The organism is Paraburkholderia sp. 40, from assembly GCF_050434105.1.
Taxonomy (GTDB): domain Bacteria; phylum Pseudomonadota; class Gammaproteobacteria; order Burkholderiales; family Burkholderiaceae; genus Paraburkholderia; species Paraburkholderia tuberum.
In genome coordinates, this window is sequence record NZ_JBNPVY010000003.1 from 1,184,663 (window position 1) to 1,208,381 (window position 23,719).

Annotated in this window: 22 protein-coding genes and 1 pseudogene; 11 read left to right on the forward strand and 12 right to left on the reverse strand. The window is 62.4% G+C overall.

Annotation, left to right across the window (positions count from 1 at the left end; translation table 11 throughout):
• Positions 1 to 139: 139 nt before the first annotated feature.
• Positions 140 to 1,021: a LysR substrate-binding domain-containing protein gene (locus OKW28_RS20970; RefSeq protein ID WP_429448823.1), complete on the reverse strand. Its 882-nt coding sequence runs from the start codon at positions 1,019 to 1,021 to the stop codon at positions 140 to 142.
• Here OKW28_RS20970 and OKW28_RS20975 point away from each other — a divergent pair.
• Positions 917 to 1,165 carry a hypothetical protein gene (locus tag OKW28_RS20975; RefSeq protein ID WP_429448843.1) on the forward strand — a complete coding sequence of 83 codons (249 nt, stop codon included), beginning with the start codon at positions 917 to 919 and terminating at the stop codon, positions 1,163 to 1,165. The two genes, OKW28_RS20970 and OKW28_RS20975, sit on opposite strands and share 105 nt — an antisense overlap.
• An 11-nt stretch (positions 1,166 to 1,176) precedes the next feature.
• Positions 1,177 to 2,118, forward strand: a complete 942-nt coding sequence (locus OKW28_RS20980; RefSeq protein ID WP_429448511.1) for an alpha/beta hydrolase fold domain-containing protein — start codon at positions 1,177 to 1,179, stop codon at positions 2,116 to 2,118.
• A 142-nt stretch (positions 2,119 to 2,260) separates the two neighbouring features.
• On the opposite strand, the gene acnB is transcribed toward OKW28_RS20980, so the two are convergent.
• A complete protein-coding gene (gene acnB, locus OKW28_RS20985) occupies positions 2,261 to 4,846 on the reverse strand; it encodes a bifunctional aconitate hydratase 2/2-methylisocitrate dehydratase (protein ID WP_429448513.1) in 2,586 nt (861 codons plus the stop codon).
• Positions 4,847 to 5,191: 345 nt separating this feature from the next.
• On the opposite strand from acnB, the gene OKW28_RS20990 reads away from it, so the two are divergent.
• The gene (locus tag OKW28_RS20990) at positions 5,192 to 5,794 is read left to right on the forward strand and encodes a DUF1326 domain-containing protein (RefSeq protein WP_429448514.1); all 603 of its coding nucleotides are present in this window, start codon (positions 5,192 to 5,194) and stop codon (positions 5,792 to 5,794) included.
• 2 nt (positions 5,795 to 5,796) lie between these two features.
• Positions 5,797 to 6,588, forward strand: a complete 792-nt coding sequence (locus tag OKW28_RS20995) for a DUF2182 domain-containing protein (protein ID WP_429448825.1) — start codon at positions 5,797 to 5,799, stop codon at positions 6,586 to 6,588.
• A gap of 34 nt (positions 6,589 to 6,622) precedes the next feature.
• On the opposite strand, the gene OKW28_RS21000 is transcribed toward OKW28_RS20995, so the two are convergent.
• Together OKW28_RS21000 and OKW28_RS21005 are read right to left on the reverse strand one after the other, a co-directional pair.
• Positions 6,623 to 7,552, reverse strand: coding sequence for an alpha/beta fold hydrolase (locus tag OKW28_RS21000; RefSeq protein ID WP_429448826.1), 930 nt, complete (start codon positions 7,550 to 7,552; stop codon positions 6,623 to 6,625).
• A 155-nt stretch (positions 7,553 to 7,707) separates the two neighbouring features.
• Positions 7,708 to 8,265, reverse strand: coding sequence for a TetR/AcrR family transcriptional regulator (locus OKW28_RS21005; protein WP_429448516.1), 558 nt, complete (start codon positions 8,263 to 8,265; stop codon positions 7,708 to 7,710).
• A gap of 259 nt (positions 8,266 to 8,524) precedes the next feature.
• Between OKW28_RS21005 and OKW28_RS21010 the strand changes: the two genes are divergently transcribed.
• On the forward strand, positions 8,525 to 10,054 hold the full coding sequence (locus tag OKW28_RS21010; RefSeq protein ID WP_429448518.1) for a CHAD domain-containing protein: 1,530 nt from the start codon (positions 8,525 to 8,527) through the stop codon (positions 10,052 to 10,054).
• 91 nt (positions 10,055 to 10,145) lie between these two features.
• Here OKW28_RS21010 and OKW28_RS21015 read toward each other — a convergent pair whose 3' ends face one another.
• The 3 genes from OKW28_RS21015 to OKW28_RS21025 all read right to left on the reverse strand — a co-directional run bounded on the left by OKW28_RS21015 (position 10,146) and on the right by OKW28_RS21025 (position 11,212).
• Positions 10,146 to 10,547 carry a hypothetical protein gene (locus tag OKW28_RS21015; RefSeq protein ID WP_429448520.1) on the reverse strand — a complete coding sequence of 134 codons (402 nt, stop codon included), beginning with the start codon at positions 10,545 to 10,547 and terminating at the stop codon, positions 10,146 to 10,148.
• Positions 10,548 to 10,667: 120 nt separating this feature from the next.
• On the reverse strand, positions 10,668 to 10,841 hold the full coding sequence (locus tag OKW28_RS21020) for a hypothetical protein (protein WP_013093753.1): 174 nt from the start codon (positions 10,839 to 10,841) through the stop codon (positions 10,668 to 10,670).
• A 209-nt stretch (positions 10,842 to 11,050) separates the two neighbouring features.
• Positions 11,051 to 11,212: a hypothetical protein gene (locus tag OKW28_RS21025; protein ID WP_429448521.1), complete on the reverse strand. Its 162-nt coding sequence runs from the start codon at positions 11,210 to 11,212 to the stop codon at positions 11,051 to 11,053.
• An 8-nt stretch (positions 11,213 to 11,220) separates the two neighbouring features.
• Here OKW28_RS21025 and OKW28_RS21030 point away from each other — a divergent pair.
• A pseudogene (locus OKW28_RS21030) lies at positions 11,221 to 11,472 on the forward strand (LysR substrate-binding domain-containing protein); the annotation flags it as partial.
• Positions 11,473 to 11,509: 37 nt separating this feature from the next.
• Here the strand turns inward: OKW28_RS21030 and OKW28_RS21035 are convergent.
• From OKW28_RS21035 to OKW28_RS21050, 4 genes are all read right to left on the reverse strand, one after another.
• Positions 11,510 to 11,707: a DUF3562 domain-containing protein gene (locus OKW28_RS21035; RefSeq protein ID WP_429448522.1), complete on the reverse strand. Its 198-nt coding sequence runs from the start codon at positions 11,705 to 11,707 to the stop codon at positions 11,510 to 11,512.
• 138 nt (positions 11,708 to 11,845) lie between these two features.
• On the reverse strand, positions 11,846 to 12,880 hold the full coding sequence (pstS, locus tag OKW28_RS21040; RefSeq protein WP_429448524.1) for a phosphate ABC transporter substrate-binding protein PstS: 1,035 nt from the start codon (positions 12,878 to 12,880) through the stop codon (positions 11,846 to 11,848).
• Positions 12,881 to 13,129: 249 nt separating this feature from the next.
• The gene (locus OKW28_RS21045; RefSeq protein ID WP_429448526.1) at positions 13,130 to 14,932 is read right to left on the reverse strand and encodes a thiamine pyrophosphate-binding protein; all 1,803 of its coding nucleotides are present in this window, start codon (positions 14,930 to 14,932) and stop codon (positions 13,130 to 13,132) included.
• A 352-nt stretch (positions 14,933 to 15,284) separates the two neighbouring features.
• Entirely contained in the window at positions 15,285 to 17,024 is a 1,740-nt protein-coding gene (locus tag OKW28_RS21050) for a methyl-accepting chemotaxis protein (protein ID WP_429448528.1), read from the reverse strand.
• Between the two features lie 438 nt (positions 17,025 to 17,462).
• Here OKW28_RS21050 and OKW28_RS21055 point away from each other — a divergent pair, with 438 nt between their 5' ends.
• Genes OKW28_RS21055 through OKW28_RS21070 form a run of 4 tightly spaced genes read left to right on the forward strand, consistent with a single transcriptional unit; the run spans position 17,463 to position 21,570 of the window.
• Positions 17,463 to 18,539 (forward strand): LLM class flavin-dependent oxidoreductase, encoded by a 1,077-nt coding sequence (locus OKW28_RS21055; protein WP_429448530.1) that lies wholly within the window; start codon positions 17,463 to 17,465, stop codon positions 18,537 to 18,539.
• Between the two features lie 18 nt (positions 18,540 to 18,557).
• Entirely contained in the window at positions 18,558 to 19,373 is an 816-nt protein-coding gene (locus OKW28_RS21060) for a class II aldolase/adducin family protein (RefSeq protein ID WP_429448532.1), read from the forward strand.
• Entirely contained in the window at positions 19,373 to 19,963 is a 591-nt protein-coding gene (locus OKW28_RS21065; protein WP_429448534.1) for a cysteine dioxygenase, read from the forward strand. The genes OKW28_RS21060 and OKW28_RS21065 overlap by 1 nt, the downstream gene beginning before the upstream one ends.
• On the forward strand, positions 19,963 to 21,570 hold the full coding sequence (locus OKW28_RS21070; protein ID WP_429448536.1) for a rhodanese-related sulfurtransferase: 1,608 nt from the start codon (positions 19,963 to 19,965) through the stop codon (positions 21,568 to 21,570). The genes OKW28_RS21065 and OKW28_RS21070 overlap by 1 nt, the downstream gene beginning before the upstream one ends.
• A gap of 52 nt (positions 21,571 to 21,622) precedes the next feature.
• Here OKW28_RS21070 and OKW28_RS21075 read toward each other — a convergent pair whose 3' ends face one another.
• Entirely contained in the window at positions 21,623 to 22,534 is a 912-nt protein-coding gene (locus OKW28_RS21075; protein WP_429448538.1) for a LysR family transcriptional regulator, read from the reverse strand.
• Positions 22,535 to 22,734: 200 nt separating this feature from the next.
• Between OKW28_RS21075 and OKW28_RS21080 the strand changes: the two genes are divergently transcribed.
• Positions 22,735 to 23,691, forward strand: a complete 957-nt coding sequence (locus tag OKW28_RS21080; protein WP_260327670.1) for an ABC transporter substrate-binding protein — start codon at positions 22,735 to 22,737, stop codon at positions 23,689 to 23,691.
• Positions 23,692 to 23,719: the final 28 nt, after the last annotated feature.

Here is a 23,719-nt window from a genome sequence, read left to right on the forward strand (position 1 = left end):
GGATCGCAGCCCGTTCGACCGTGTTTCGCAAAGCATTGTCGGACGGGTCAAGTGCCTTGTCGACCGGGGATTGGCTGCGGCGCGGTAAGGCCGGACCGCGATCCCTGTTCGGCATGATCCGGTGTCGGCGGAATACTCGCTAGGTCCTGACCGGGACAAAGGCCGGACCGGGATCAGACGTGAGAATTTCCGAAACGAAATCGATAAATACGCGGGTCTTGGTCGGCAATCGTCGGCCGGAAGGATGAACGGCGTGAATGGGCATCGGCGCCGGCGCGAAATCCGGCAACAGGCTGACGACCGCACCGCTCGCGATCTCCGGCGCAAAGAGCCACGCCGGCGCTTGAACCAGTCCCATATGGGCGAGCACGGCAGCGCGAATCTGCTCCGCGTCGCCGGTGTGAAAATTGCCGGACGGGACGTGCAAGCCGGGACCGTCGACGTTTTCGAAGCGCCACGCCCGCGGCTCGCGCAGCGGCGCGAAAACGACGCAGGCATGTCGAGCGAGATCCTGTGGCCGTTCGGGGCGCCCGTGTTTTTCGAGGTAATCCGGCGTTGCGACGACAACGACTGGGCTCGATGCCACTTGCCTTGCAATCATCGAAGAGTCGGCAAGCCGCCCGCTTTTGATCGAAAGGTCGAAGCCCTCCTCGACCAGATTGACGGTTCGCTCGGTTGCCGCCAGGTCCACGGACACGTTGGGATACCTGGCAAAAAATGCCGGCAGGCGCGGCACCACATGCAGCCGGCCAAAAACCGGCGCCACGGTGACCCGGACCATCCCGGCCGGCGAAACCTGACCGCGCCCTACGGACGATTCGAGCTCCGTGAAATCTCCAATGATGCGCAAACCCGCTTCATAGACCGATTGTCCCGTCTCGGTCAGCGTCATGCTGCGCGACGTGCGCCTGACCAGTTGCGCGCCAAGATGGCGTTCGAGCGACGCGATCTGCTTGCTGACCGCGGGCTGGCCCACGCCTATTTCGCGCGCCGCCGCAGCGAAACTCCCGCTCTCGACGATGCGGACGAAAAGTTTGAGAGCATCCAGACGGTCCACCCCTTGCCTCCCAAAACTTCCAGAATGGAATTGATTGTATTCCGTTCGGCCTTCTTCTGGACGCTGCGTGGAATCGATATCGTCTGCCCATCGACCACCGCTAACTGAAGGAGCAAATGATGAGCGTCGTACAGCAGTCCAACCTGATCGAGACGCGGCACCCCTTGAATGACGACGACCGCGAGGCGGCGATATCGGTGCTCGACCGTACTCAACGACTCTTTGCGGAATTCGGCGGAGCCTCGCGTGAGGCCTACGACGCGATGACGGCGCAAACGCCTATAGCGGATGGCGTCGATCTTGAAAAAGTCGAGAGCGCGGACGTAAAAGGTTGGTGGATTCGGCCCGAATCGGCCGTGGCCGGCCGCGCGATCCTCTTTCTGCATGGAGGCGCGTTCGTATTCGGGTCTGCCACCGGTTATCGCGGCCTGGCGAGTCAGATCGCCGTGCGTGCCGGCATCGACACTTTCGTTCTCGACTATCCGCTTGCGCCCGAGCATCCGTTTCCCGCGGCATATGATGCCGTGATCGAAGCGCTGCGGTGGATCGCGACGTCAGGCATTCGCGGCATCGCGCTGGTTGGCGACTCGGCAGGCGGCGGGCTCGCGCTTGCGGCGCTGGGCGCTGACGGAGGCCGGTCGATGAACGTTACTTGTGTGGCCACTTTTTCGCCGTGGCTCGATCTTGCGTTGACGGGCCCGTCGTCGCGTAGTGAAGAGACCTGCGATCTGGTCTTGACGCGGCCCGTACTCGCCGATGCCGCCGCCGCGTACCTTGGGTCAGCCGATCCCGCGGACCGACGCGCGTCGCCGCTGTACCACGTTCCCGCACATCTGCCGCCGATCGCCATTCAGGTCGGCACGGACGAACTGCTGCTCGACGACGTCCGGCGCTACGCGGCTGCCGCTGCGCAGCGAGGAAACACGGTGCAGTTGGAAATCTACGAGGGACTCCATCACGTGTTCCAGCGCTCGACCGACGAGCTTGCAAGCGCCCGATACGCGTTGGACCAGGTCGCGGGGTTTGTCTTGCGATGCGGATCGGCTATCGCCAGGCCCTGAGATTCATCTGCGATCCCGGCGAGGCTGCCGCGCGCGGACCTCGACTCGAACGCCGCAAAAAAATGGCGCCGCAGGCATTCAGCCCACGGCGCCATTTCGTGGCGCTACGACGCGAACCACACGCCGTAGTCCGACAGCACACTTACATCGTCACGGCGTCGGCGACTTCCTTGAAGTCCTCGATCTGGTCGAAGTTCATGTATTGATAGATCTTGTCGCCGTTGGCGTTGAGCACGCTCATGTCGGCCATGTACTCTTCCTTGGTCGGGATCTTGCCCAGGCGCGAGCAGATCGCCGCCAGTTCCGCCGAGCCGAGGTACACGTTCGTGTTCTTGCCGAGGCGGTTCGGGAAGTTACGGGTCGACGTCGACATGACCGTCGCGCCTTCTCGCACCTGTGCCTGGTTGCCCATGCACAGCGAGCAGCCCGGCATTTCGGTACGCGCACCAGCCGTGCCGAAGACGCCGTAATGGCCTTCCTCGGTCAGTTGCTTCTGGTCCATCTTGGTCGGCGGGGCCACCCACAGCTTGACCGGGATGTCGCGCTTACCTTCCAGCAGCTTCGACGCGGCGCGGAAGTGACCGATGTTGGTCATGCACGAGCCGATGAACACTTCGTCGATCTTCGCGCCGGCCACGTCCGACAGCGTCTTCACGTCGTCCGGATCGTTCGGGCAGGCCACGATCGGCTCGTGGATGTCGGCGAGATCGATCTCGATGATGGCTGCGTATTCGGCGTCGGCATCCGGCGACAGCAGTTGCGGATCGGCCAGCCACTGCTCCATCGCCTTGATGCGGCGCTGCAGGCTGCGCGGATCCTGGTAGCCCTGAGCGATCATCCACTTCAGCAGCGTGACGTTGCTGTTCAGGTATTCGATGATCGGTGCCTTGTTCAGGTGCACCGTGCAACCGGCGGCCGAGCGCTCGGCGGAAGCATCCGACAGTTCGAACGCTTGCTCGACCTTCAGATCGGGCAGGCCTTCGATTTCGAGAATGCGGCCGGAGAAGATGTTCTTCTTGCCTTGCTTGGCAACCGTCAGCGTGCCTTGCTTGATCGCGTACAGCGGAATCGCGTTGACGAGGTCACGCAGGGTCACGCCAGGCTGCATCTTGCCCTTGAAGCGGACCAGCACCGATTCCGGCATGTCCAGCGGCATCGTGCCGGTGGCGGCCGCGAAGGCGACCAGACCCGAACCGGCCGGGAAGCTGATGCCGATCGGGAAGCGCGTGTGCGAGTCGCCGCCGGTGCCCACGGTGTCGGGCAACAGCATGCGGTTCAGCCACGAGTGGATCACGCCGTCGCCCGGGCGCAGCGCGATGCCGCCACGGTTGCTGATGAAGTTCGGCAGCGTCTGGTGGGTCTTGACGTCCACCGGCTTCGGATAAGCGGCGGTGTGGCAGAACGACTGCATGACGAGATCGGCCGAGAAGCCGAGGCACGCCAGGTCCTTCAGTTCGTCGCGGGTCATCGGGCCCGTGGTGTCCTGCGAGCCGACCGAGGTCATCTTCGGTTCGCAGTACGTGCCCGGACGGACGCCCTGGCCTTCCGGCAGACCGCAAGCGCGGCCGACCATCTTCTGCGCCAGCGAGAAGCCCTTGCCGCTGTTGGCGGGCTGCTGCGGCAGGCGGAACAGCGTCGACGGGGCGAGGCCCAGCGCTTCACGTGCCTTGGCGGTCAGGCCGCGACCGATGATCAGCGGAATGCGGCCGCCGGCGCGCACTTCATCGAACAGCACGTCGGACTTGACCTGGAACTCGGCGATCACTGCGCCGTTCTTCAGGGCTTTGCCTTCGTACGGGCGCAGTTCGACCACGTCGCCCATTTCCATCTGCGACACGTCGAGTTCGATCGGCAGAGCGCCGGCGTCTTCCATCGTGTTGTAGAAGATCGGGGCGATCTTGCCGCCGAGGCACACGCCGCCGAAGCGCTTGTTCGGGATGAAGGGGATGTCTTCGCCCGTGAACCACAGCACCGAGTTGGTGGCCGACTTGCGCGAGGAGCCAGTGCCGACCACGTCGCCCACGTACGCGACCAGGTGGCCCTTTTCCTTCAGCGACTCGATGAACTTGACCGGGCCGCGCTTGCCGTCCTCTTCCGGGGTGATACCGGGACGCGCGTTCTTCAGCATTGCCAGTGCGTGCAGCGGGATGTCCGGACGGGTGGTCGCATCCGGGGCCGGCGACAGGTCGTCGGTGTTGGTTTCGCCCGTCACCTTGAAGACGGTGATGGTCATGCTTTGCGGCACTTCCGGACGGCTCGTGAACCATTCGGCGTCGGCCCAGCTCTGCATCACGGCCTTCGCATTGGCGTTGCCCTTGTCGGCCAGTTCCTTGACGTCGTGGAACTGGTCGAACATCAGCAGGGTTTTCTTCAGCGCGTCGGCGGCCACGGTGCCCACTTCGGCGTCGGACAGCAGTTCGATCAGCGGCTGGATGTTGTAGCCGCCCAGCATCGTGCCGAGCAGTTCGGTGGCACGGGCGCGCGAGATCAGCGCGCAGGCGCTCTGGCCTTTGGCCACAGCGGCGAGGAAGCCTGCCTTCACGCGGGCGGCTTCGTCCACACCGGCGGGCACGCGGTTGGTGATCAGGTCGAGCAGCGTCTGCTCTTCGCCAGTGGGCGGGTTCGTCAGGAGTTCGACCAGCTCGGCGGTCTGCTGAGCCGTCAGCGGCAGGGGAGGAATGCCGAGCGCGGCGCGTGCGGCCACGTGAGCACGAAAGTTTTCAAGCATGGGGGACCTGCTGGTATTTGCGTTTCAGGGAAAGGCTTTTAAGGCACTCCAAGCTGTGCCGGGCACTGCTTCGATCGCGATTTTAATTGCATTACCCATGCAAGGTCAAATGTCTTATGTCTTATATAAGAGTTGTCCCGCGAAAATCGTCGATGCGCCACGCGCTTCAGGACCGCCAATCTGACTCCGCGGCCCCCTCCTGCACCGCAAAAGCACCGACTGTGTAAGCCGCTTCAATCATTCCCAGTGCCCGGAACGCTTTGATTCCTGCCCGCTTAACGGCTACAACAGAGGATGTCCGGCGATCTTCTTCCCGGCCGGATCCAACCGGCAGCGGAGGCGTGAATGAGCTATCAACTGATGGGCAGCATCCTCGAAGTGTGTGAATGCAAGGTGCTGTGTCCGTGCTGGATCGGAGAAGATCCCGATAACGGCATTTGCCGCAGCGCGCTTGCATACCACTACGAGCAAGGCATGATCGACGGCGTCGATGTATCGGGCCTGACGATCGCGTTCGCGGCATTCATTCCCGGCAACGTGCTCAAAGGCGGGTGGCGCGTCGCGATGTTCGTCGACGAGCGCGCGAGCGACGCGCAATTCGACGCCCTGGTTAGCGTGCACCGTGGCGAGCGCGGTGGCCCCCTCGCGGATCTCGCGCAGTTGATCGGCGAAGTCGTGTCCGTGGAACGCGCGCCGATCGAATACGCGGTCGTCGACGGCAAGGGCAGGATGAAAGTCGGCGAAGCCATCGAGGCCGAGTTGGAGCCCTATCGCGGCCCGACCGGCGAGCCGACCAAACTGGTCGAAAGCATCTTTTCGACGATACCCGGCTCCCCTGCTTTCGTCGGCAAGGCGAACGCATTCCGCCTGCGGCAAGAAAAGCTCGATCTCGACCTCGCCTTGACCGGACATAACGCCATTCAGGGATCGTTCAGCTTCGCGTCGTGAAGATGCTCGCACGCTCGCGGCTGTTCGCGCCGCTCTTCGTCGCATTGACGGGCAGCGCGTGGATCGCGTTATGGATATGGGACGCGGGGCCCTATGCGCGTTTTCTGCGTCATGCGAGTTGGGCCGAACTGCCGCTCGTCGGCGCGATATGCCGTGAGGTGCCCGGCGCGAGCCTCACGATTGCGGCATTGCTGCACAGCGTCGCATGGCTGCTGATGATCGCGGCGATGATGCTGCCGACCGCCTTCCCGCTCTTCGACACGTTCCGGCGGATGACCGTCGCGCGCGCCAACCGGCGCACGCTGATGGCGCTTCTGATCGTCGGTTATGCGACGACGTGGGCGCTGTTCGGCGTGCTCGCGCACGGCTTCGACGCGGCGCTCCATCTGGTCGCGGACCAGTCTCCGAGCTTGCTTGCAAACGGCTGGCTGATCGGCGCCGCGATCGTCGCGCTCGCGGGCCTTTATCAGTTCAGCAGCCTCAAGCACCGATGTCTCGACAAATGCCGCTCGCCGCTGATGTTCATCACCGAGCATTGGCGCGGCAGGAGCGCGCGCCGCGAGAGCTTTGTGCTCGGCATCGGTCACGGCGTTTTCTGCATCGGCTGCTGTTGGGCCCTGATGCTGCTGATGTTCGCGGTCGGCACTGGCAGCGTCGGCTGGATGCTGGCGCTCGGCGCGATCATGTCGGCCGAGAAGAATTTCCGCTGGGGCAGCTCCATCGGCAAGCCGCTCGGCATTGCGTTGCTTGTGTGGTCCGCATGGATCGTCGTACAGCACGCCGGCATCGCCTGAGCCATGCGCGGCATGTTGCGCCCACGCAGCCCCGTTACCCCTCTTCGCTTCCAAAGAAAGCAGTGAGTTCGTCGGCGACCGCGCGCGGTTGTTCTTCTGGAATGAAGTGCCCGCAGTGACTGATGGTGCGGCCTTTGACGTCGGTGAAAAAGGCTCTCAAAGGTGTTGCCATATCGGCGATGGAACCTTGATCGGAACCGAGCGTCAGCAGTGGCAGGTCGAGCATGCCTCGTTGCTTCAGTTCTGCATTCTGTTGGGCGGACACATGCGCGGCCCGGTAATACGCAAGGCCCGCGCGTAAGCCGCCGTCTTTCTTGAGAATGCGTAGATATTCATCGATATCGGCGTCAGTGAAAGTATCGGGATTGGCCGCCTTTCGCCGCAAAAACCAGTCGAGGTATTCACGTTCCTTGCCGGCGAGCAGCACTTCCGGCAGGTCCGGTAGCCCGTGAAATGCGAAATGCCAGGTGCGCCATGCACGCTCGGGCGCGCTCGGCAACGCATCAGGCAACGTCACGCCGGGGATCCCCGCATCCAGCAGCGCGAGTCGCCGGACCTCGTCGCCGAACATTACGGCGTAAGGAAAAGCCACCCACGCTCCAATGTCGTGTGCAGCAAGAAAGTACCGGGTCATCCCCAGTTGCTGGAGCAAACCATGAACATGGCTCGCAAGGGTTTGTGTGTCGTAGCCGTCTATCGGACGATCCGAATCACCTTGTCCGGGAAGGTCCAGTGCGACGACTCGGTAGGTCTTTGCAAGCAGTCCCATCACTTTGCGCCAGGCGAACCAGCTCTCGGGAAAGCCCGCGAGCAACACGACCACGTCGCCCTGTGGGTTTCCACCGGTGACGTAGTGCAGCCTCAGTCCGTCTACGGTTGCGAACTTGTGCTCGAATCCTGCTAGCCCCACCACGGGCCTTGCTACTGGCAACGTGCTTACGATTCCGGAACTCCCTGATGGCATGGGCGAGTGATGTATTTTCACGAACGAAACTCCTCTGGGTTGGGGGATGACACCGTTGAGCGGCTTTTCTCATTGGCGGATCATGTTAGGAAATGGACATTTCCTAATAGGGTGAGCGGCACGCGGAGGTCATGCGATGCTATGTCTTGCTGTGCTTAGTCCAGCAGACGCATGGCCTGATCCGCCGCCGCCATCATGTGTGCCCGGGATCGCCCGACTTTGCCGACGACCCTGAAACCTTGCGTCAGACTCAGCAGTGCGCGGCCGGTAGCGTCCGGATCCACGGCGGACGCGATCGAACCGTCTGTCTGGCCCACTCGGACCAAACGACACAACAGACGCTCCGTTCGCTGCAAAGACGCGACCACGTGACTCGCGACCTCATCATCGAAGGCCAGCAGGTCGACTGCACTTCCGACTACGAGACAGCCTCGCTTACCCTCTTCGCCAATTGCAGACTCAGCATAAAACCGCAGAATGGCCCGTACCTTGTCGCGGCCGGTCTGCTCCACGTCGAGCAGGCTCTGCAACTGGCCATTTCGTAGGTGGATGTAGCGCTCGAGCGCGGCAAGGAATACCGCTCGCTTATCGGCGAACGCCTTGTAGATACTGCCGGCCGTGAGCCCCATCGCGGACCCAAGGTCGCCAAGAGACGTCCCTTGATAACCGCGCTCGCGAAAAATCTGGATTGCGCCGTCCAGCGCGACGTCCATTTCGAATTCGCGTGGACGACCTGGAGCGCGTGGCTGTCTGGCAGCATGGTTGCGTGTAGTCATACGGCGATTATAGGAAATGATCATTTCCTAATCAAGATGTCCCAACGTGTACAGGCATTCGCGCCAGGCTCGTCCACCGTCTCATCCATTTTTTCCGTGTGCAACTTTTATCTGAAACCACTGGGGACGATCGGCCGTGACGCGGTCCAGCCAATCCGGTGTAGTCTGACAGTCTGGTGCTCATTTCGGAGGCGGCATGGAACGGGAGCTGAAGCTGCGCGTTGCGAACGAAGATCTCGTCAAATTGCGTAACGCGTCGATACTTGCGCAATCAGAAGCCACAGCGGGAACGCCTCACCTGCTGACGAGCACCTATTTCGACACGCCCGATTTTTCTTTTCACTGGTGCGGGGCTTCGCTGCGGGTGCGCACCGTCGGCAACGACAAAATCCAGACGCTGAAGCGCGAAGGATCGGCCAAGGCGGGGTTGTTCGACCGGGACGAGTTCGAGATGCCCGTGAATAGCGACGCGCCCGATCTAACGCTGCTGTACGACCAGATCCCCGACGACAGCGACTGCGGAAAACTGATTCGCGACGAGACCGTTGCGGCCCAACTGAAGCCGGTGTTCGTCACGCGGATCAACCGATCAGTGTTTGTGCTGCGCCAGCCGTCCGGAGACGAACTCGAGCTTGCTCTCGACGAAGGAAGCGTCGAGGCGGATTCAGGATCAGTGCAGATCGCCGCGGTGGAACTGGAACTGAAACAGGGCAATCCGGATGTGCTGTACCGCGTCGCGCTGGAAATGCTCGAAACTGTGCCGCTGCGTATCGATCATCGCAGCAAGGCAGATATCGGGTATGCACTGCTCATTGACGAGCACAGCGAGGCGGTGAAAGCGCAACCAGTGCGACTGAACAAACGCGATTCGGTCGAGGATGCGTTCTGCGTGATTGTGCGCAACTGTCTGGACCAGGTCCACGCGAATGAACGGGGCGTCGTGTCGGGCCACGATCCATCGAGCGTCCATCAGATGCGCGTGGGACTTCGCCGCTTGCGTTCGGCTCTCGACCTGTTTGCGAAAGTCATCCCCGCCTCGTCCGGATTCGACGAGGAGTTGCGCTGGATTGCCTCGGAGCTCGGCGCCGCGCGCGACTGGGAAGTGCTTGCGGCATCGACGCTCGAACACGCCGGAGCCGACGGCAATGCGGACGAGATCCGGCCCGTCAGAGAGGCGTGCGAGCAGATTGCCGTCAACAACCGGCAGCGCGCGGCTGCCGCGGTCGAGTCGGTTCGCTACACGCGGCTCGCGCTCCAGTTCGCGCTCTGGTTGAACTGCAAAGGTTGGCGCGATGAGATGTCCGACGAACAGCGCAACGCAATCAGCGGCCCGGTGAAGTCATTCGCCGCCGATGTCCTGCGTCGTCGGCACAAGAAACTGATCAAACGTGGCAAGGGTTTGGCCGATCTGGACGATCACCGTCGTCACCGCGCCCGCATCGCGGCGAAAAAAGTTCGATACGCCACCGAGTTCTTTGCGTCGCTATGCCCGAAGCAGGCCGTTCGCCATTATGTCGACGCGCTCACCGCGCTTCAGGATGATCTCGGCTGGCGCAACGATGCCGTCGTCGCCGATCAGCTTCTGAAGTCGTTGTTGAAAACGTCGCCGGAAGCGGTCTCGGGCGCGGCCTTCGCACGCGGCTTCCTCGCGTCACGCGTCGCGGCCGATCATCAGACATTGAAGAAGCTGTGGAAGCGCTTCAAACTGCTTTCGTCACCGCACTGACGCGAACAATTCACCGCGATCTATCCCGGCACGAACGTGTCACGCGCAACACTCATCGTGAGGTCTCACGATGTTCGAGATCGAAGTCTTATTATCCGAACAAACGCGACCACGCCGCGCGTATGCGGCGCGCGCGGTCCTCGAACAGGTACGACGCAGCGAGCGCGAACAGGCCTGACATGACCCCCGTCGCGACGTGTTCGAGAACATGAGAGCGGTAGTGGCTCAAATGAGAGTAGGCATCGCCGATAGCGGTCAGGCAACCGACGAGCAGCGCGTTGCTATAGCGATTCCCGTACCACTTCGCCGCCGGCGTGAAGGTGAGCAGCAGGGCGAGCACACCGGTGAGCAGCCCGGTTTTGAATGCGATCGCCCAGTGCGTGAGGCTCATGATGTTGCCCCAGCTCCCCGGCATACAGGTCATGCACGCGCTGGTCGGCTGCCAGAAACGCTGGATAAACAGTTTGAAGCGGCGTTTCCATGCGCTTCCCATGAAGTACTCCACGATATCCAGCGCGAGATTTCACGCAGACATGGTACATCGCGAGCGTGCCGTAGCGTGGCATGTGATGAGCGTTCCCACCTGATGGATCCGACAAGCAAACGCCAAAGGCTATGACGACCGATCGCGATTACGCGCACGCGTGGCGCCCGTAATCACCGCAATGCCGAGCAGGATCACGGCCACGATTGCGATGATGTGCTGCGCGACATGCAGCGCCATCAATCCCCACGCGACGCCGCCAATGAAAATGATCCATCCGACCAGATAGATGAGCAGGGTCATCGATTTCTCCTTGTGGTTTCGGCCAATGGCGCCGGTTGCCTGCGCTGCAAAAATTACCGTGCGCTCCGATGATCCGTTGACGGCATTTCTAGCGGCGCATGGCGCGGTGCACACGACGCCCTCGCCGCAAAAGCAATCACCGGGTCTATTTCCGAGCACATTGCGCGCCTGGCGCCGTCTCGCGTTATGTGGGGCATAGTCTGTGCACGTCATCCAGATATCCTGAGGTCGATCACTATGCTCAGGAGGCGCAAGAGCGTCACCACAGCGGCCAGAATCGCAGCGAGATGCAACCCTTCGGCAAGATGATTGAGCTCCGGCCGCACCATCGAACCGAACAGCCCACGTTGATCAGAAAAATTGCCGGCCAACCGAAGCGGTCGACAATTCTGAAGCGCTGCGACGGGCGGTGTTGCGCGGCATGGGCATCGCAATGCTGCCCGAGATTCTGGTGGCCGCGGATCTGCGAGCGAAGCGGTCGATCGAAGTGCTGCTGGCGTTTGCCGCGCCCGAGCGGCCACAGAATCTGCTGTATCTGCGTGAGCGACAGACGTCGCCGAAGCTTCGGAGCTTTATCGAATTCATGGTCGAGCGCTTCGGCGCGAAGGCGGCATCGCACAACGGCGATTGACCAAAAGCAGACGAGCCTGAACGCTCGGCACCGACTCTCAATGCGAATCCCGTTGCCGCCTGCGCAGGTCGTCCCGCACACGACGAGCGACCAGCACCGTCAGGTAGTCCGTGATTCGTGCGCCTTCGCTGTATTCAATCCGCGTCTGCGCGTACATCTGCGAGACCGTTTCCTCGGGAGTCTCGGTAGCGGCGGCAATCTGCCTGATGACATCCTCGACGTTGCGCGTGACCATGGCTTGGTCCGAGCGTGCGGTGATAAAGGACCGTCACACACACGTTACCCGCCTCCGCGCGTCAGTCAATTGATCTGCCTCAATTGATTTCGCCCATGCTCGATCACGAGCTGTTTGAGGCGGGTTGCGCCGAGGCCATCACTGAAACACCGGTTTTCCCGATGCGTCCTTGACCTTGGTCTTCCATTGCGCGCGGATTTCCGACACGACCGAATCCGGCAGCGATATGTAGTCGAGATCGCTGGCGGCCTGCCCGCCGTTCTTGAACGCCCAGTCGAAGAACTTCAGCGTTGCCGCGCCTTGCGCCGGCTTGTCCTGCGTCGCATGCAGCAGCACGAAGGTCGCGCCGACGACCGGCCACGCGTCCTTGCCGGGCTCGTTCGTCAGGATCTGGTAGAAGGACGTCTTCCAGTCCGCGCCGGTGGCGGCCGCCTTGAAGGTTTCGGTCTTCGGCGCAACCACGGTACCGGCCGAATTCTTCAGGCTGGTATAGATCATGTTGTTTTGCTTCGCATATGCCCACTCGACGTAACCGACCGCGCCCGGCAGGCGTTGCACGAACGCGGCAACGCCGTCATTGCCCTTGCCGCCCGTACCGGTCGGCCAGTTCACCGTCGTGCCTTCGCCGATCTTCGACTTCCACTCCGGGTTCACCTTCGACAGAAAGTTCGTCCAGATGAAGCTCGTGCCTGAACCGTCGGCGCGGCGCACCACGGCGATGTCCGTATCTGGCAGCTTCATACCCGGATTCAGCGCGGCGATCGCCGGATCGTTCCATTTCTTGATCTTGTTCAGATAGATGTCGCCAAGCACGGCACCCGACAGAATGAGTTGACCCGGCTTCACGCCGGGCAGGTTCACGACCGGCACGACGCCGCCGACCACGGTCGGGAATTGGAACAGGCCAGTCTTCGCCAGTTCGTCGTCCTTCATCGGCGCATCGGAACCTGCGAAATCAACGGTCTTCGCGAGGATCTGCTTGATGCCGCCCGCTGAACCGATGCCTTGGTAGTTGACCTTGCCGCCTCCCGCCTTTTGGTAGGCGTCAGCCCACTTGTTATAGATCGGGGCCGCAAAAGTGCTGCCCGCGCCGGTGATGTTGACGGTTTGCGCTTGCGCGGCCGCGAGCGGTAGAGCAACGGCAAGAACTGCAATTCCTCGTTTGAACAGCATGGTTTGCCTCCACGAGATTGACTGACCGGTTCAATGGTTACAGCAAGCTACGCGCCGCGATCCCTCACTTGCGCATTCCGCAGGCCCGGCGTGCCTCATCGCCGCGTCGAGCCTTGCCATCGGCTCGGACGTCTAAACTTAGGCGGTTCGAATGACATTTCGTTGACAACCGCGGCGCGGCGTTCAGACGGTCTGATTGCGGTGTCGTTCAGCAATGCGGTTGGCTTTGTCGCGTTGAAGGATGGAATCTCACGAACAGGCTTCGGCTTCTGCATAGTACCGGTTCGGCGCGGGAAAAACTCCGGTGATGACTTCGATCAGAAAGGGGCCGTCATATTGACAAGCTTCACTCAATACGCCATCAAGCTCGTCGATGCGCTCAACCGCGCGCGCGGCCACACCGATCGATGATGCAAAAGCCGACCAGCTATGACAGGGCAACTTGGTGAACTGCTCTGAAATCGAACCACTCCTGATAGCGTCGATATGGATTGCGCCATGCGCGGCGTTATTCAGAACCACGTAGATTACCTTCACGCCGTATCGAGCCGCAGTCTGAATCTCCATGCCGTGCATCATCATGCAGCCATCGCCCGTCACCACGACACACGGGCGTTCTGGGGCCGCGAGCTTGACGCCGATTCCGGCTGCGATGGCCCAGCCCATCGGGGCGAGCGAGCTCGACGAAAAGTAGTTGCCCTTACCTGACGACAGCCAGTAATGGGCCATGAAGATGCGGTGGGCTCCGGAATCCACCACGACGTTGCTGTCCTTCGGCAGCATCCGGCACAAGTGCTTAACTACGTCTCCAGGATATAGCGCTTCGTCACCGCTGGAATCTCGGGCTCCTAACTGCTCGAACCGGTGGTCGTACAGGGGGGTCTCGTTGATCTCGGCAATCCACCCCTTTCTTCTTTGCAGTGCCTGCGGCAGCCCGGGAGGGTTGTCCGCGGCTTTCTGGGCCAGCAACCGGAAGCTCGCGGAAATTCCGGAGAAGATTCCTTGACGCGAAATGTGCCCCATCGCCGGTGAATCGAAGCTGTCATCAAAGATGAATAGCTCCTTCCCCCCTGTCAGCCTCCTGCTCCAGTTCATGCTGTCTCGCTGGTTCAGGTCGCTACCAAACACGACTAGTACATCAAGTTCGTCGGAGTTGATCACCCGTGCAGCGCGCGAATGACTTGAAAATCCGTACACACCTAGTGCAAGGGCATGTTGCTCAGGAAATGCACCTTTTCCCGATAGTGTCGTTGCGACTGGAATGTGAAAGCCTTCGGCAACCTCGAGAAGAAGCTTTGCAGTTTCCGCATCATTGCCGCGACTTCCGACCAGAAACGCGACTCTCTTCGACTGAAACAGATACTGATCGCACAGCGCATCCAGAGCGGCGCGGTTCGCGGGCACTTCGCACGCGTTAAATTCGCGGTGAGCGTAGGGTTGCCGTGCCACGTCCTGACCGGGCAGGACATCCTGCTTTTGAACGTCTACGGGAATACTGATGAATGACTGCGCTCGACGCATCCAGTTCAACCCTTCGGTCGCACGACGCATCTCGGCCTGAGTATTTTCCTTGTTCTTTAGCTCGACGATATCCGTCACCAGACTTCTGACCACGCCGCTTTCAAAAATGCCTCCGGGCGTGGCATCCTGGAACGCCCCTTTACCTTCAGCATGCGACGAGATCCCGCCGGCAATATAGAGCATCGGAATCCGGTCTGCGTGAGCGGCCGCCATGCCGGGAACGAAATTCATCGTGCCTGGGCCGGAAATCCCTGCGCAAACGCCGAATTTCCGGCTGGCGCGGGCATAGCCATCGGCCATGAAAGCACTGCCAGTCTCATGAGCGCCTACGATTCCGCGAATCAAAGGGGAGTTGTCGATTGCGTCCAGCAGCGGATAGATCAGTTTGCCCGGGACCAGGAACACGTGGTCTATTCCGGCGGACTCCAACGAGTTCACAACCATTGTCGAGACATTGAGCGGAGCGTTTGATCCCATAGTTTTGATTACGATCTCACGAGTTACCGTTAATCGAATCTCACCGCTGCGCATCTGCCCGTCACGCGCTGCATGTCGGAGCGGCACGAGACGAGATCGGCGATGGCCAGTGCGGAGACGGCGAGACGACATTCAAGGCGCTGCACGTCGAGTGCAGTCGCGCATCACGCTATTTCCTCGAACCCGCTTGACCGGCGGGCCCGGGTGTCTCCGTCCACAATCACACGCCCTGGCTGCACTGTTGATCATCCACGCTGCCTCCGTGCCTGAGGCAGTCGCCGCGGCGAATTGATAGCCGTCCGGCGCACGTGTATCGCGGATCTTCGCCCGCTCGACTCCCGCGGGGCTGGCACGCGCCGACGGTATGAATCGACGTCATCCAGCACCCGGAACCGGTCGGAATCGCTCAGAATTTCTGCCAGTCCGTCTCAGTCGCGGCGGCGACGACTACCGGACCTTCTGAAGAGGGAACTGGTCTCCTCGCAACCTTTGCCGGTGTTACAGCAGAGGACCGGGCGCGGTTCAGGGCCGTCCGTTGCGGTACTGCCGCTTGCGTCGTCGCTCGCGATGAAGCAGCCTTCTCGCCGTTGACCTTGAAAAATGCGACCGTCTTGCGCAGGCTTTCCGCTTGCCGTGCCATTGTCTGGGCTGCCGCCGACGCCTCTTCGACAAGCGCAGCGTTTTGCTGTGTGACCTGGTCCATCTGGTTGACCGCCTGATTGACCTGTTCGATACCCGTGCTTTGCTCGCTCGATGCCGACGAGATTTCGCCCACGATGTCGGTCACGCGCTTCACTGACTGCACGATTTCCTTGATCGCACCGCCCGCTTCTTCGACGAGCATCGAGCCTGCCTCCACCCGGCTGACAGAGTCCGAGATCAACTCCTTGATTTCCTTCGCGGCAGTCGCACTGCGCTGCGCGAGCGTGCGGACTTCGCCCGCAACGACAGCGAAGCCCCGTCCCTGTTCTCCCGCGCGCGCCGCTTCGACCGCTGCGTTCAGCGCGAGGATGTTGGTCTGGAAGGCGATGCCTTCGATGACGCCGATGATCTCGGACATCGTGGCCGAGCTGGTGGAGATGTCACGCATTGTGTCCACCACGCGCCCGACGATCTCGCCGCCATGTTGCGCGACGCTCGAGGCTGTACCCGCGAGCGTGGCAGCCTGCGTTGCATTGTCCGTGTTGTGGCGGACCGCCGCAGTCAGTTCCTCCATGCTGGAAGCCGTTTCTTCGAGCGACGCCGCCTGTTGCTCCGTGCGGCTCGACAGATCCAGATTGCCTTGTGCGATCTGCGCACTCGCAGTCGCGACACCTTCGGCGTTCTCGCGCACCTCTGATACGACCTGCACCAGGGCGTCGCACATGGCTTTCAACGACGCCATCAGGCTGTTCGTGTCGCCTGGCCGCAGGGCGATACTGATGTTCAGGTCGCCGGCCGCCACGCTTCTGGCCACAGCAGCAGCCGTCGCCGGCTCCGTACCCAGTTGCCGCGTTACGCTACGCATCATCCATATGCCGATTCCCACGCCGATCGACACGGACATCGCCACGAAGATCAGCATCAGATTTCGACCTTGCTCGTACACGGCATCGTTGGATTCAGCTGTCCGTTGCGCGTCGGCCTGTTTCAGGGCAACCAGATTGCCCATCAGCACGAGGGTCTTGAAGCCTTTGTGGTGGTACTCGCCCAGCATGTATTCGGTCAGGCTGTCCCGATCCCCTAACGCCGCCGCGTTGATCTTGCCTTTCATTTCATTGAAGGCCTGGATGTAGTCCTGCCAACCTTGATCGAGGTCGGCGAACGTAGCCTTGCCTTTGTCGGTATAGACGAGCGGCTCCGCCTGATTGAGGTGCTCACGTGCCGAGGCAAGGGCCTTGTCAGCCTGATCGAGCGAGCCAGCCCGCTGTGCGGCCGTCGTGGCCAGAACCGCGTTGCGCAGATAGGTGCCGACTCGCAGTACGTCGGTGTTAGCCTGCTGTATCAGGTTGAGCCCGACAAGGTCCTGCCGATACGTCTTGTCTGCGTTCGCGCTGATCTGCGCCATGTTGCGCAGGCCGATCCCGCTGACAACAGCGCTGATGATCGAAACCAGGATGAAAGCACTGATCAGCTTGGCGCCGAGTTTCATATTGCCGAAATTCATAGTTCGCTTTGTTGAGAATGTAAGAACCCGAACGGATAAGCAGGTACATCACCGCTTTGGCGTCCGCTGTAACACAAGGCCATACCGACGCGAAACGCAGTACCGGACATAACTGGTTATCGGCAATACGTTCTCATTCTTCAGATTAATAGCGGGATCATCGCGAAGATTTTTTTACGTCCCTATAAGAGAACAGGAGTGCTCCATTTTGAGCCGATGAAAGTGCCAATCGATGCACACACTCGTGCCGGTCGCACTCGTTTGGTGCAAAGCTTTCGGTCGCGCCTAACATGCACGCTCTATATCTTTAGCTAAATATAATATTTATCGTTTGCATAACCCGGTGATAGCCTGAATTCGTCCCGCAGGCGTGCACTGCGTCACGTCTGCTTCCGCTGCCATTTCTCCATCGAAACGAATATCCGGAAAGGAGCTACCGTGAGCGTCGAATTCATCGGCATGATCCAGCAACGCAAGGTCTCGGAGACGCATGCTCCGCAAGGTCCCGCGATCGACACCGACTACGTGCGCGCATTCGCGCAAGCCCACGAAAACGCGGGCTTCGACCGCATCCTCGTGCCCCACAGCTCGACCAGTCCCGACGCGACCATCACGATCGCCTATGCGGCGAGCGTGACGTCGCGCGTGCATTTCATGCTCGCACATCGGCCGGGCTTCGTCGCGCCGACTTTGGCCGCGCGCCAGCTTGCGACGCTCGATCATTTTTCCGGCGGCCGCCTCGCGGTGCACTTCATCTCCGGCGGCAGCGACGAAGACCAGCGGCGCGACGGCGACTTTCTGAGCCATGACGAGCGTTACGCGCGCACCGACGAGTATCTGCAGATCTTGCGCCGGGTCTGGACCGAAGAGCGCCCGTTCGATCACGAAGGCCGTTTCTACCGCTTCGAAAAAGCCTTCTCCGATGTGAAGCCGAAACAGACGCCCCACGTGCCGATCTTTTTCGGTGGTGCGTCGGAACCCGCGCTCGCAGTCGCGGGCAAATACGCGGACGTCTACGCGCTGTGGGGCGAATCGAAACAGCAGGTCCACGAGCAGATCATGCGCGTGCGAGCCGAAGCCGCGAAACATGGCCGTAGCGTGCGCTTTTCGGTGTCGTTCCGGCCGATCCTCGCGTCGACGGAAAAAGCCGCGTGGGAGCGCGCCGAACACATTCTCGACGAGACGCGCCGGCTGCGCGTCGAGCAAGGCTTCGCGCGCGGCGGCCCGCTGCAAAGCGAAGGCGCGCGGCGTCTGCTAGCGGCGGGCGGCGACGGCGTGCGCGCGGACGAGCGTCTGTGGACCGCGGTCGCCAGGGAGATCGGCGGCCGTTCGAATTCGACGGCGCTCGTCGGCACACCGGCACAGGTCGCACAAACGCTCGCCGAATATCAGGCGCTCGGCGTCACGACGTTCCTGATCCGCGGCTTCGACCCGCTCGAAGACGCGATCGACTACGGCCGCGAACTGATTCCCGCCACGCGCGAACTAACGTCGCGCGCCCGCCATGCGGCGTAACCGGAGCGCGACGACCTCATGAGCACCGTACTCGCCGATACGCCCTCGCTTGCGTTGCGCTCCACCCCGCTGCGCAAATTCTGGTTCGACGACGAAGCCGAGCCGCCCCGCTCGCTCGCGCAGGAGCGCCTGCACCGGCAACAGCGCCTCGCCGGCGCGTTCCGTCTATTCGCGCGTTACGGCTTCGCGCAAGGTCTCGCCGGTCACATCACCGCGCGCGATCCCGAATGGACCGATCATTTCTGGGTCAATCCGCTTGGCCGGCATTTCGGCCGCATTTGCGTGTCGGATCTGTTGCTCGTCAACAGTCACGGCGAGATCGTGATCGGCGACGGTCCCGTCAATCAGGCCGCGTTCGCGATTCATGCGGCGATTCACGAGGCACGACCCGACGTGGTGGCCGCCGCGCACACGCATTCCCTGTATGGCAAGGCATGGTCGACGCTCGGGCGCAAGCTCGATCCATTGACGCAGGATTCCTGCGCGTTCTACGAAGACCATGCGCTGTTCGACGACTTTCGCGGCGTCGTGCTCGACACCTCCGAAGGCGCGCGCATTGCGGACGCGCTCGGCTCGCACAAGGCCGTGATCCTGAAGAACCACGGCATCCTGACGGCCGGTCCTTCCGTGGAAGCGGCCGCGTGGTGGTACATCGCGCTCGACAACGCGTGCCATGCGCAACTGCTCGCGCAGGCGGCCGGCACGCCGCAGCCGATCCCGCACGACATGGCGGCCCTCACGCATCAGCAGGTCGGCCGCGCGAACGGCGCGCGACACGCGTTCGACAGCCTGTATGAAGGGCTCGTCGAAGCCGAACCGGAACTGCTCGACTGATGGCCATTCACAAACTGCGGCGCTTTGTCGGCGACATCGCGGCACTCGTCGATTCCGGCGTGAACGAAACCGCATTGCTCGAACAAGGCGCACACGCGCTGCGCGAACTGATCCGAGTCGACGACTGGCTGCCGGACGCATACGTGCAGCCGTCCGTCGAGCGCTATCGACAATTCCTGTTGTATGCCGATGCGCGCCAGCGCTTCAGCGTCGTCAGCTTCGTGTGGGGACCGGGCCAGCAGACGCCGATTCACGACCATACGGTGTGGGGCTTGATCGGCGTGCTGCGCGGCGCTGAACTCGCCGCGCCGTACACCCGCGACGAAGGCACGCTGCGTCAGACGGGCGCCGAAGTGCGCCTTGAAGCCGGCGACGTCGAAGCGGTATCGCCGGCGATTGGCGACATTCATCGCGTGCGCAACGCCTACGACGACCGCACGTCGATCAGCATTCACGTGTACGGCGCGAACATCGGCGCGGTGCGCCGCTCGACGTACACGCCCGATGGCCTGCCGAAGCCCTTCATCTCCGGTTATTCGAACGACACCCTCCCCAACCTGTGGGACCTCAGCAAGGAACAGCATCACTGATGACGACCTATCCGGTTCGCACCTACGAAGACGTGCGCGAAGCGCTGCTCGCGCGCCGTGAGATCGCGCTGCTGGACGTGCGCGAAGAAGACCCGCATGCGCAGGCTCATCCGCTGTTCGCGGCCAATTTTCCGCTGTCGAAACTCGAACTCGACGCCTATACGCGTCTGCCGCGCCGCGACGTGCCGATCGTGCTGCTCGACGCCGGTGAAGGACTTGCCGCGCGCGCCGCCGGCAAGCTGACGGCGCTCGGCTATACACAGGTCGCGTTGCTCGCGGGCGGCCTCGACGGCTGGATTCGCGCCGGCGGCGAGGTGTTTCGCGACGTCAACGTGCCGAGCAAGGCGTTTGGCGAATTCGTCGAAGCGCATCGGCACACGCCGTCTTTGTCGGCCGAGGCTGTCGAGACGCTGCTCGCCGATGGCGACGACGTCGTCGTGCTCGATGCACGGCGTTTCGACGAATACCAGACGATGAACATCCCCGGCAGCGTCAGCGTGCCCGGCGCCGAACTCGTGCTGCGCGCGCGTGCGCTCGCGCCGGACCCGAACACGCGCGTGATCGTCAATTGCGCGGGACGCACGCGCAGCATCATCGGCGCGCAGTCGCTCGTCAACGCGGGGTTGCCGAATCCGGTGGCGGCGCTGCGCAACGGCACGATCGGCTGGACGCTCGCGGGACAGTCGCTCGAACATGGCAGCAACCGGCAGTTCGATCCGCAAGCAGGGCTCGACGCGAACCATCTCGCCGCTTCACGTGGCGCGGCGCGCGCGCTCGCGGACCGCGCGGGCGTAAGCCGCACGACACTCGACGAAGCCGCGCGCTGGGCCGCCGAAGCGTCGCGCACCATCTATCGCTTCGACGTGCGCACGCCCGCCGAATACGAACGCGCGCATGCGCCCGGCTTTCAGGGCGCACCGGGCGGCCAGCTCGTGCAGGAAACCGAGATGTTCGCCCCCGTGCGCGGCGCGCGCGTCGTGCTGTTCGACGACGACGGCGTACGCGCGAACATGACGGCCTCATGGCTCGCGCAAATGAACCTCGACGTGTATGTCGTCGAGGGGGCGACGCCGCAAGAACTGAGCGCGAGCGGCGCATGGCGCGGCGCGAAGCCAGAGCCGGCGCCCACACCTACCGTGTCCGCTGAAGACCTGGCCGCGCTCCTTGCAGACCCAGCGAGCGGCACTGTCGTGATCGACGTGACAGCTAGCGCGAATCATGTGAAAGCCCATATTCCGGGCGCCTGGTGGCTCGTGCGATCGCGACTGTCCAACACCGTCGACGATCTGCGCACGCTCCCCGATGCGAAACGCTACGTGCTCACGTGCGCGACGAGTACGCTCGCGCCGTTCGCGGCACCGGAGATTGCCGCGCTGACGGGCAAGCCCGTGCAGGTGCTCGAAGGCGGCACGTCCGCGTGGATTCGCGCGGGCCAGCCGACCGAAACCGGCGACGCTCATCTCGCGTCGCCGCGCATCGATCGTTACCGGCGTCCGTACGAGGGTACCGACAACGCGCGTGCGGCGATGAACGGGTATCTGGAATGGGAGTACGGCCTCGTCGCGCAGCTCGAGCGCGATGGCACGCATGGCTTTTTCGTGATCTGATCGACGGGTTCAACGCGGGCGCCGCATCAAGCGCGCGCCCGCATCGTCGTTGTTATGCCGCGCGCGACAGGCGCGCTGCCCTGAAGCTCTGCTCGACGCTTTCCGACAGCACGGCGAGCGCCGATTGCATCTTGCCGAGCGCGCGCGACCTGACGATCCACACCGCGATCTCGGGCTTGAAGTCGCTGACCTGAATCACGTCGAGCTGCGCGGCATGCGCACTGATGCGCAACAATGGCAGCGGAACCAGCCCCAACCCGACGCCATCGGCGACGAGGCCCAGTTGCAGTTCCGTGCCGAGCGTTTCGAGGTTGAGCTTCAGCGCGTAGCCTTGCGCGGCAAGCGCCTGCTGCAGCCCCGCCCGAAAACCGCAGCCGTCGGGATTCAGCACCCACCCCTGAGACTGGCATTCGGCCAGTGTATGTATGCGCTTTTTCAGACTCCCCTTTTGCGCGACGACAGCGAGCTTCAGTTCGCCGAGCGTTTCTCCGGCCAACGCATCGGGCAACACGCGATTAGCCGGCAACAGCACGATTGCGGCATCGAGTTCGCCGTCCTCGAGCTTCTGCAGCAACGGACTGCCCCAGCCCGTCGACACGCGCGCCCGCAACTCCGGATGCGCGCCGCGCAGCGCATGCAACGCCCTCAGCATCGCGACGTCGGCGACCGTCTGCGCGACGCCGAGGCGCAGCACGCCGGCAAGCGGTGCGTCGTCGGTGACGAGATGCCTGAGCGCATCGACTTCACGGACGATCGCGCGGCACTGCTCGTACACGGCGCGGCCCATCGGCGTGGTCTTCAGCGGCTTGGTGTTGCGGTCGAGCAGTTCGACGCCGAGCGCTTCCTCGAAGTTCTGGATGCGTCGCGTGACGGCGGGCTGCGTCAGCGCGAGAGAATCGGCGGCCTGACTCAGCGACTGGCTGCGCACGACGGCGACGAAGGCCTCGATTTCATCGAGTTTCATGGAATGTTGTGTCCCTGAATGAAACGTTGAACGGTGCGCACACGCATGACCTTTGCATGAGCTTAGCGTGTCGACGCACCGATGTTCAAGCGGCGCGCGCTTTCCTCGCTCGCATATTAACAAAGCAGAACAATGCGTTTGCCTTATAAAACGCGCGTACGTATCGTGTGCTTTTCCACATGGTCCCGCGCGTTCTTCCCATGTCCTCTATTGCGAATCGCTTTCTACTGAAGTTTTCCGGTCTTCTGCTCGGCGCGCTCGGCGCGCTCTTACCCTTTGCGGCGATGGCCGATTCCACGCTCAAGGTCGGCGACCAGCAGTTGCAGACTCGCGGCATTCTCGAAGCGTCTGGACAACTGAACAATCTTCCGTACAAGATCGAATGGTTCAACTTCCCGGCCGCGCAACCGCTCGGCGAAGCGCTCAATGCGGGCGCGATCGACGTCGGCGGTCTCGGCGATGCGCCGCTGATCTTCGCCTACGCCGCGGGCGCGCGGGTGCGCGCGGTGGCGGCGACCCGCTCGATACCGCGCGACCTCGCGATCGTCGTGCCCGACGGCTCGCCGATCAAAACGGCTGCCGATCTGAAGGGCAAGCGCATTGCGACGACGCGCGGCTCGATCGGCCACTACCTCGCGATCGCCACGCTGGAGCGCGCCGGCATCAAGCTGTCCGACGTGTCGCTGCGTTTCATGCAGCCGGCCGATGCGAAAGCGGCGCTCGCGTCGGGCAACGTCGATGCATGGTCCACGTGGGACCCGTACGTCGCGCTCGCCGAGCAAAAGGATCATGACCGCAGCATCGCCAACGGCATCGATCTTTCGTCGGGACTCAGTTTTCAGGCGGCGACGCAGACGTCGATCAAGGACAAGCACGCGGAAATCGCCGATTTCCTGAAACGCGTCGCCGCCGGCCAGCGCTGGGCGCTCGCGCATCCGGACGAAGTCGCCGCGATGCAATCGAAGGTGACCGGCTTGCCGCCCGACGTGCTGAAAACGGTCTACCAGCGCGCGCAACTGCACCCCGTTGCGATCGACGACGGCCTGATCGCCGAGCAGCAAAAGACCGCGGACCTGTATCACCGCGCGGACGTGATCAAGACGCGCCTCGATGTCACGCCAAGCTTCGACCGGCAATTTCCGCTCGACGCGCGATGACATCGCAGGCATCCAGGCAACCCGCAAG

Coding starts and splice junctions, on each gene's coding strand:
- OKW28_RS20980 (WP_429448511.1), top strand. CDS start 1,177: ATGAGCGTCGTACAGCAGTCCAACCTGATCGAGACGCGGCACCCCTTG.
- acnB (WP_429448513.1), bottom strand. CDS start 4,846: ATGCTTGAAAACTTTCGTGCTCACGTGGCCGCACGCGCCGCGCTCGGC.
- OKW28_RS20990 (WP_429448514.1), top strand. CDS start 5,192: ATGAGCTATCAACTGATGGGCAGCATCCTCGAAGTGTGTGAATGCAAG.
- OKW28_RS20995 (WP_429448825.1), top strand. CDS start 5,797: ATGCTCGCACGCTCGCGGCTGTTCGCGCCGCTCTTCGTCGCATTGACG.
- OKW28_RS21000 (WP_429448826.1), bottom strand. CDS start 7,552: ATGCCATCAGGGAGTTCCGGAATCGTAAGCACGTTGCCAGTAGCAAGG.
- OKW28_RS21005 (WP_429448516.1), bottom strand. CDS start 8,265: ATGGACGTCGCGCTGGACGGCGCAATCCAGATTTTTCGCGAGCGCGGT.
- OKW28_RS21010 (WP_429448518.1), top strand. CDS start 8,525: ATGGAACGGGAGCTGAAGCTGCGCGTTGCGAACGAAGATCTCGTCAAA.
- OKW28_RS21015 (WP_429448520.1), bottom strand. CDS start 10,547: ATGGGAAGCGCATGGAAACGCCGCTTCAAACTGTTTATCCAGCGTTTC.
- OKW28_RS21020 (WP_013093753.1), bottom strand. CDS start 10,841: ATGACCCTGCTCATCTATCTGGTCGGATGGATCATTTTCATTGGCGGC.
- OKW28_RS21035 (WP_429448522.1), bottom strand. CDS start 11,707: ATGGTCACGCGCAACGTCGAGGATGTCATCAGGCAGATTGCCGCCGCT.
- pstS (WP_429448524.1), bottom strand. CDS start 12,880: ATGCTGTTCAAACGAGGAATTGCAGTTCTTGCCGTTGCTCTACCGCTC.
- OKW28_RS21045 (WP_429448526.1), bottom strand. CDS start 14,932: ATGCGCAGCGGTGAGATTCGATTAACGGTAACTCGTGAGATCGTAATC.
- OKW28_RS21050 (WP_429448528.1), bottom strand. CDS start 17,024: ATGAATTTCGGCAATATGAAACTCGGCGCCAAGCTGATCAGTGCTTTC.
- OKW28_RS21060 (WP_429448532.1), top strand. CDS start 18,558: ATGAGCACCGTACTCGCCGATACGCCCTCGCTTGCGTTGCGCTCCACC.
- OKW28_RS21065 (WP_429448534.1), top strand. CDS start 19,373: ATGGCCATTCACAAACTGCGGCGCTTTGTCGGCGACATCGCGGCACTC.
- OKW28_RS21070 (WP_429448536.1), top strand. CDS start 19,963: ATGACGACCTATCCGGTTCGCACCTACGAAGACGTGCGCGAAGCGCTG.
- OKW28_RS21075 (WP_429448538.1), bottom strand. CDS start 22,534: ATGAAACTCGATGAAATCGAGGCCTTCGTCGCCGTCGTGCGCAGCCAG.
- OKW28_RS21080 (WP_260327670.1), top strand. CDS start 22,735: ATGTCCTCTATTGCGAATCGCTTTCTACTGAAGTTTTCCGGTCTTCTG.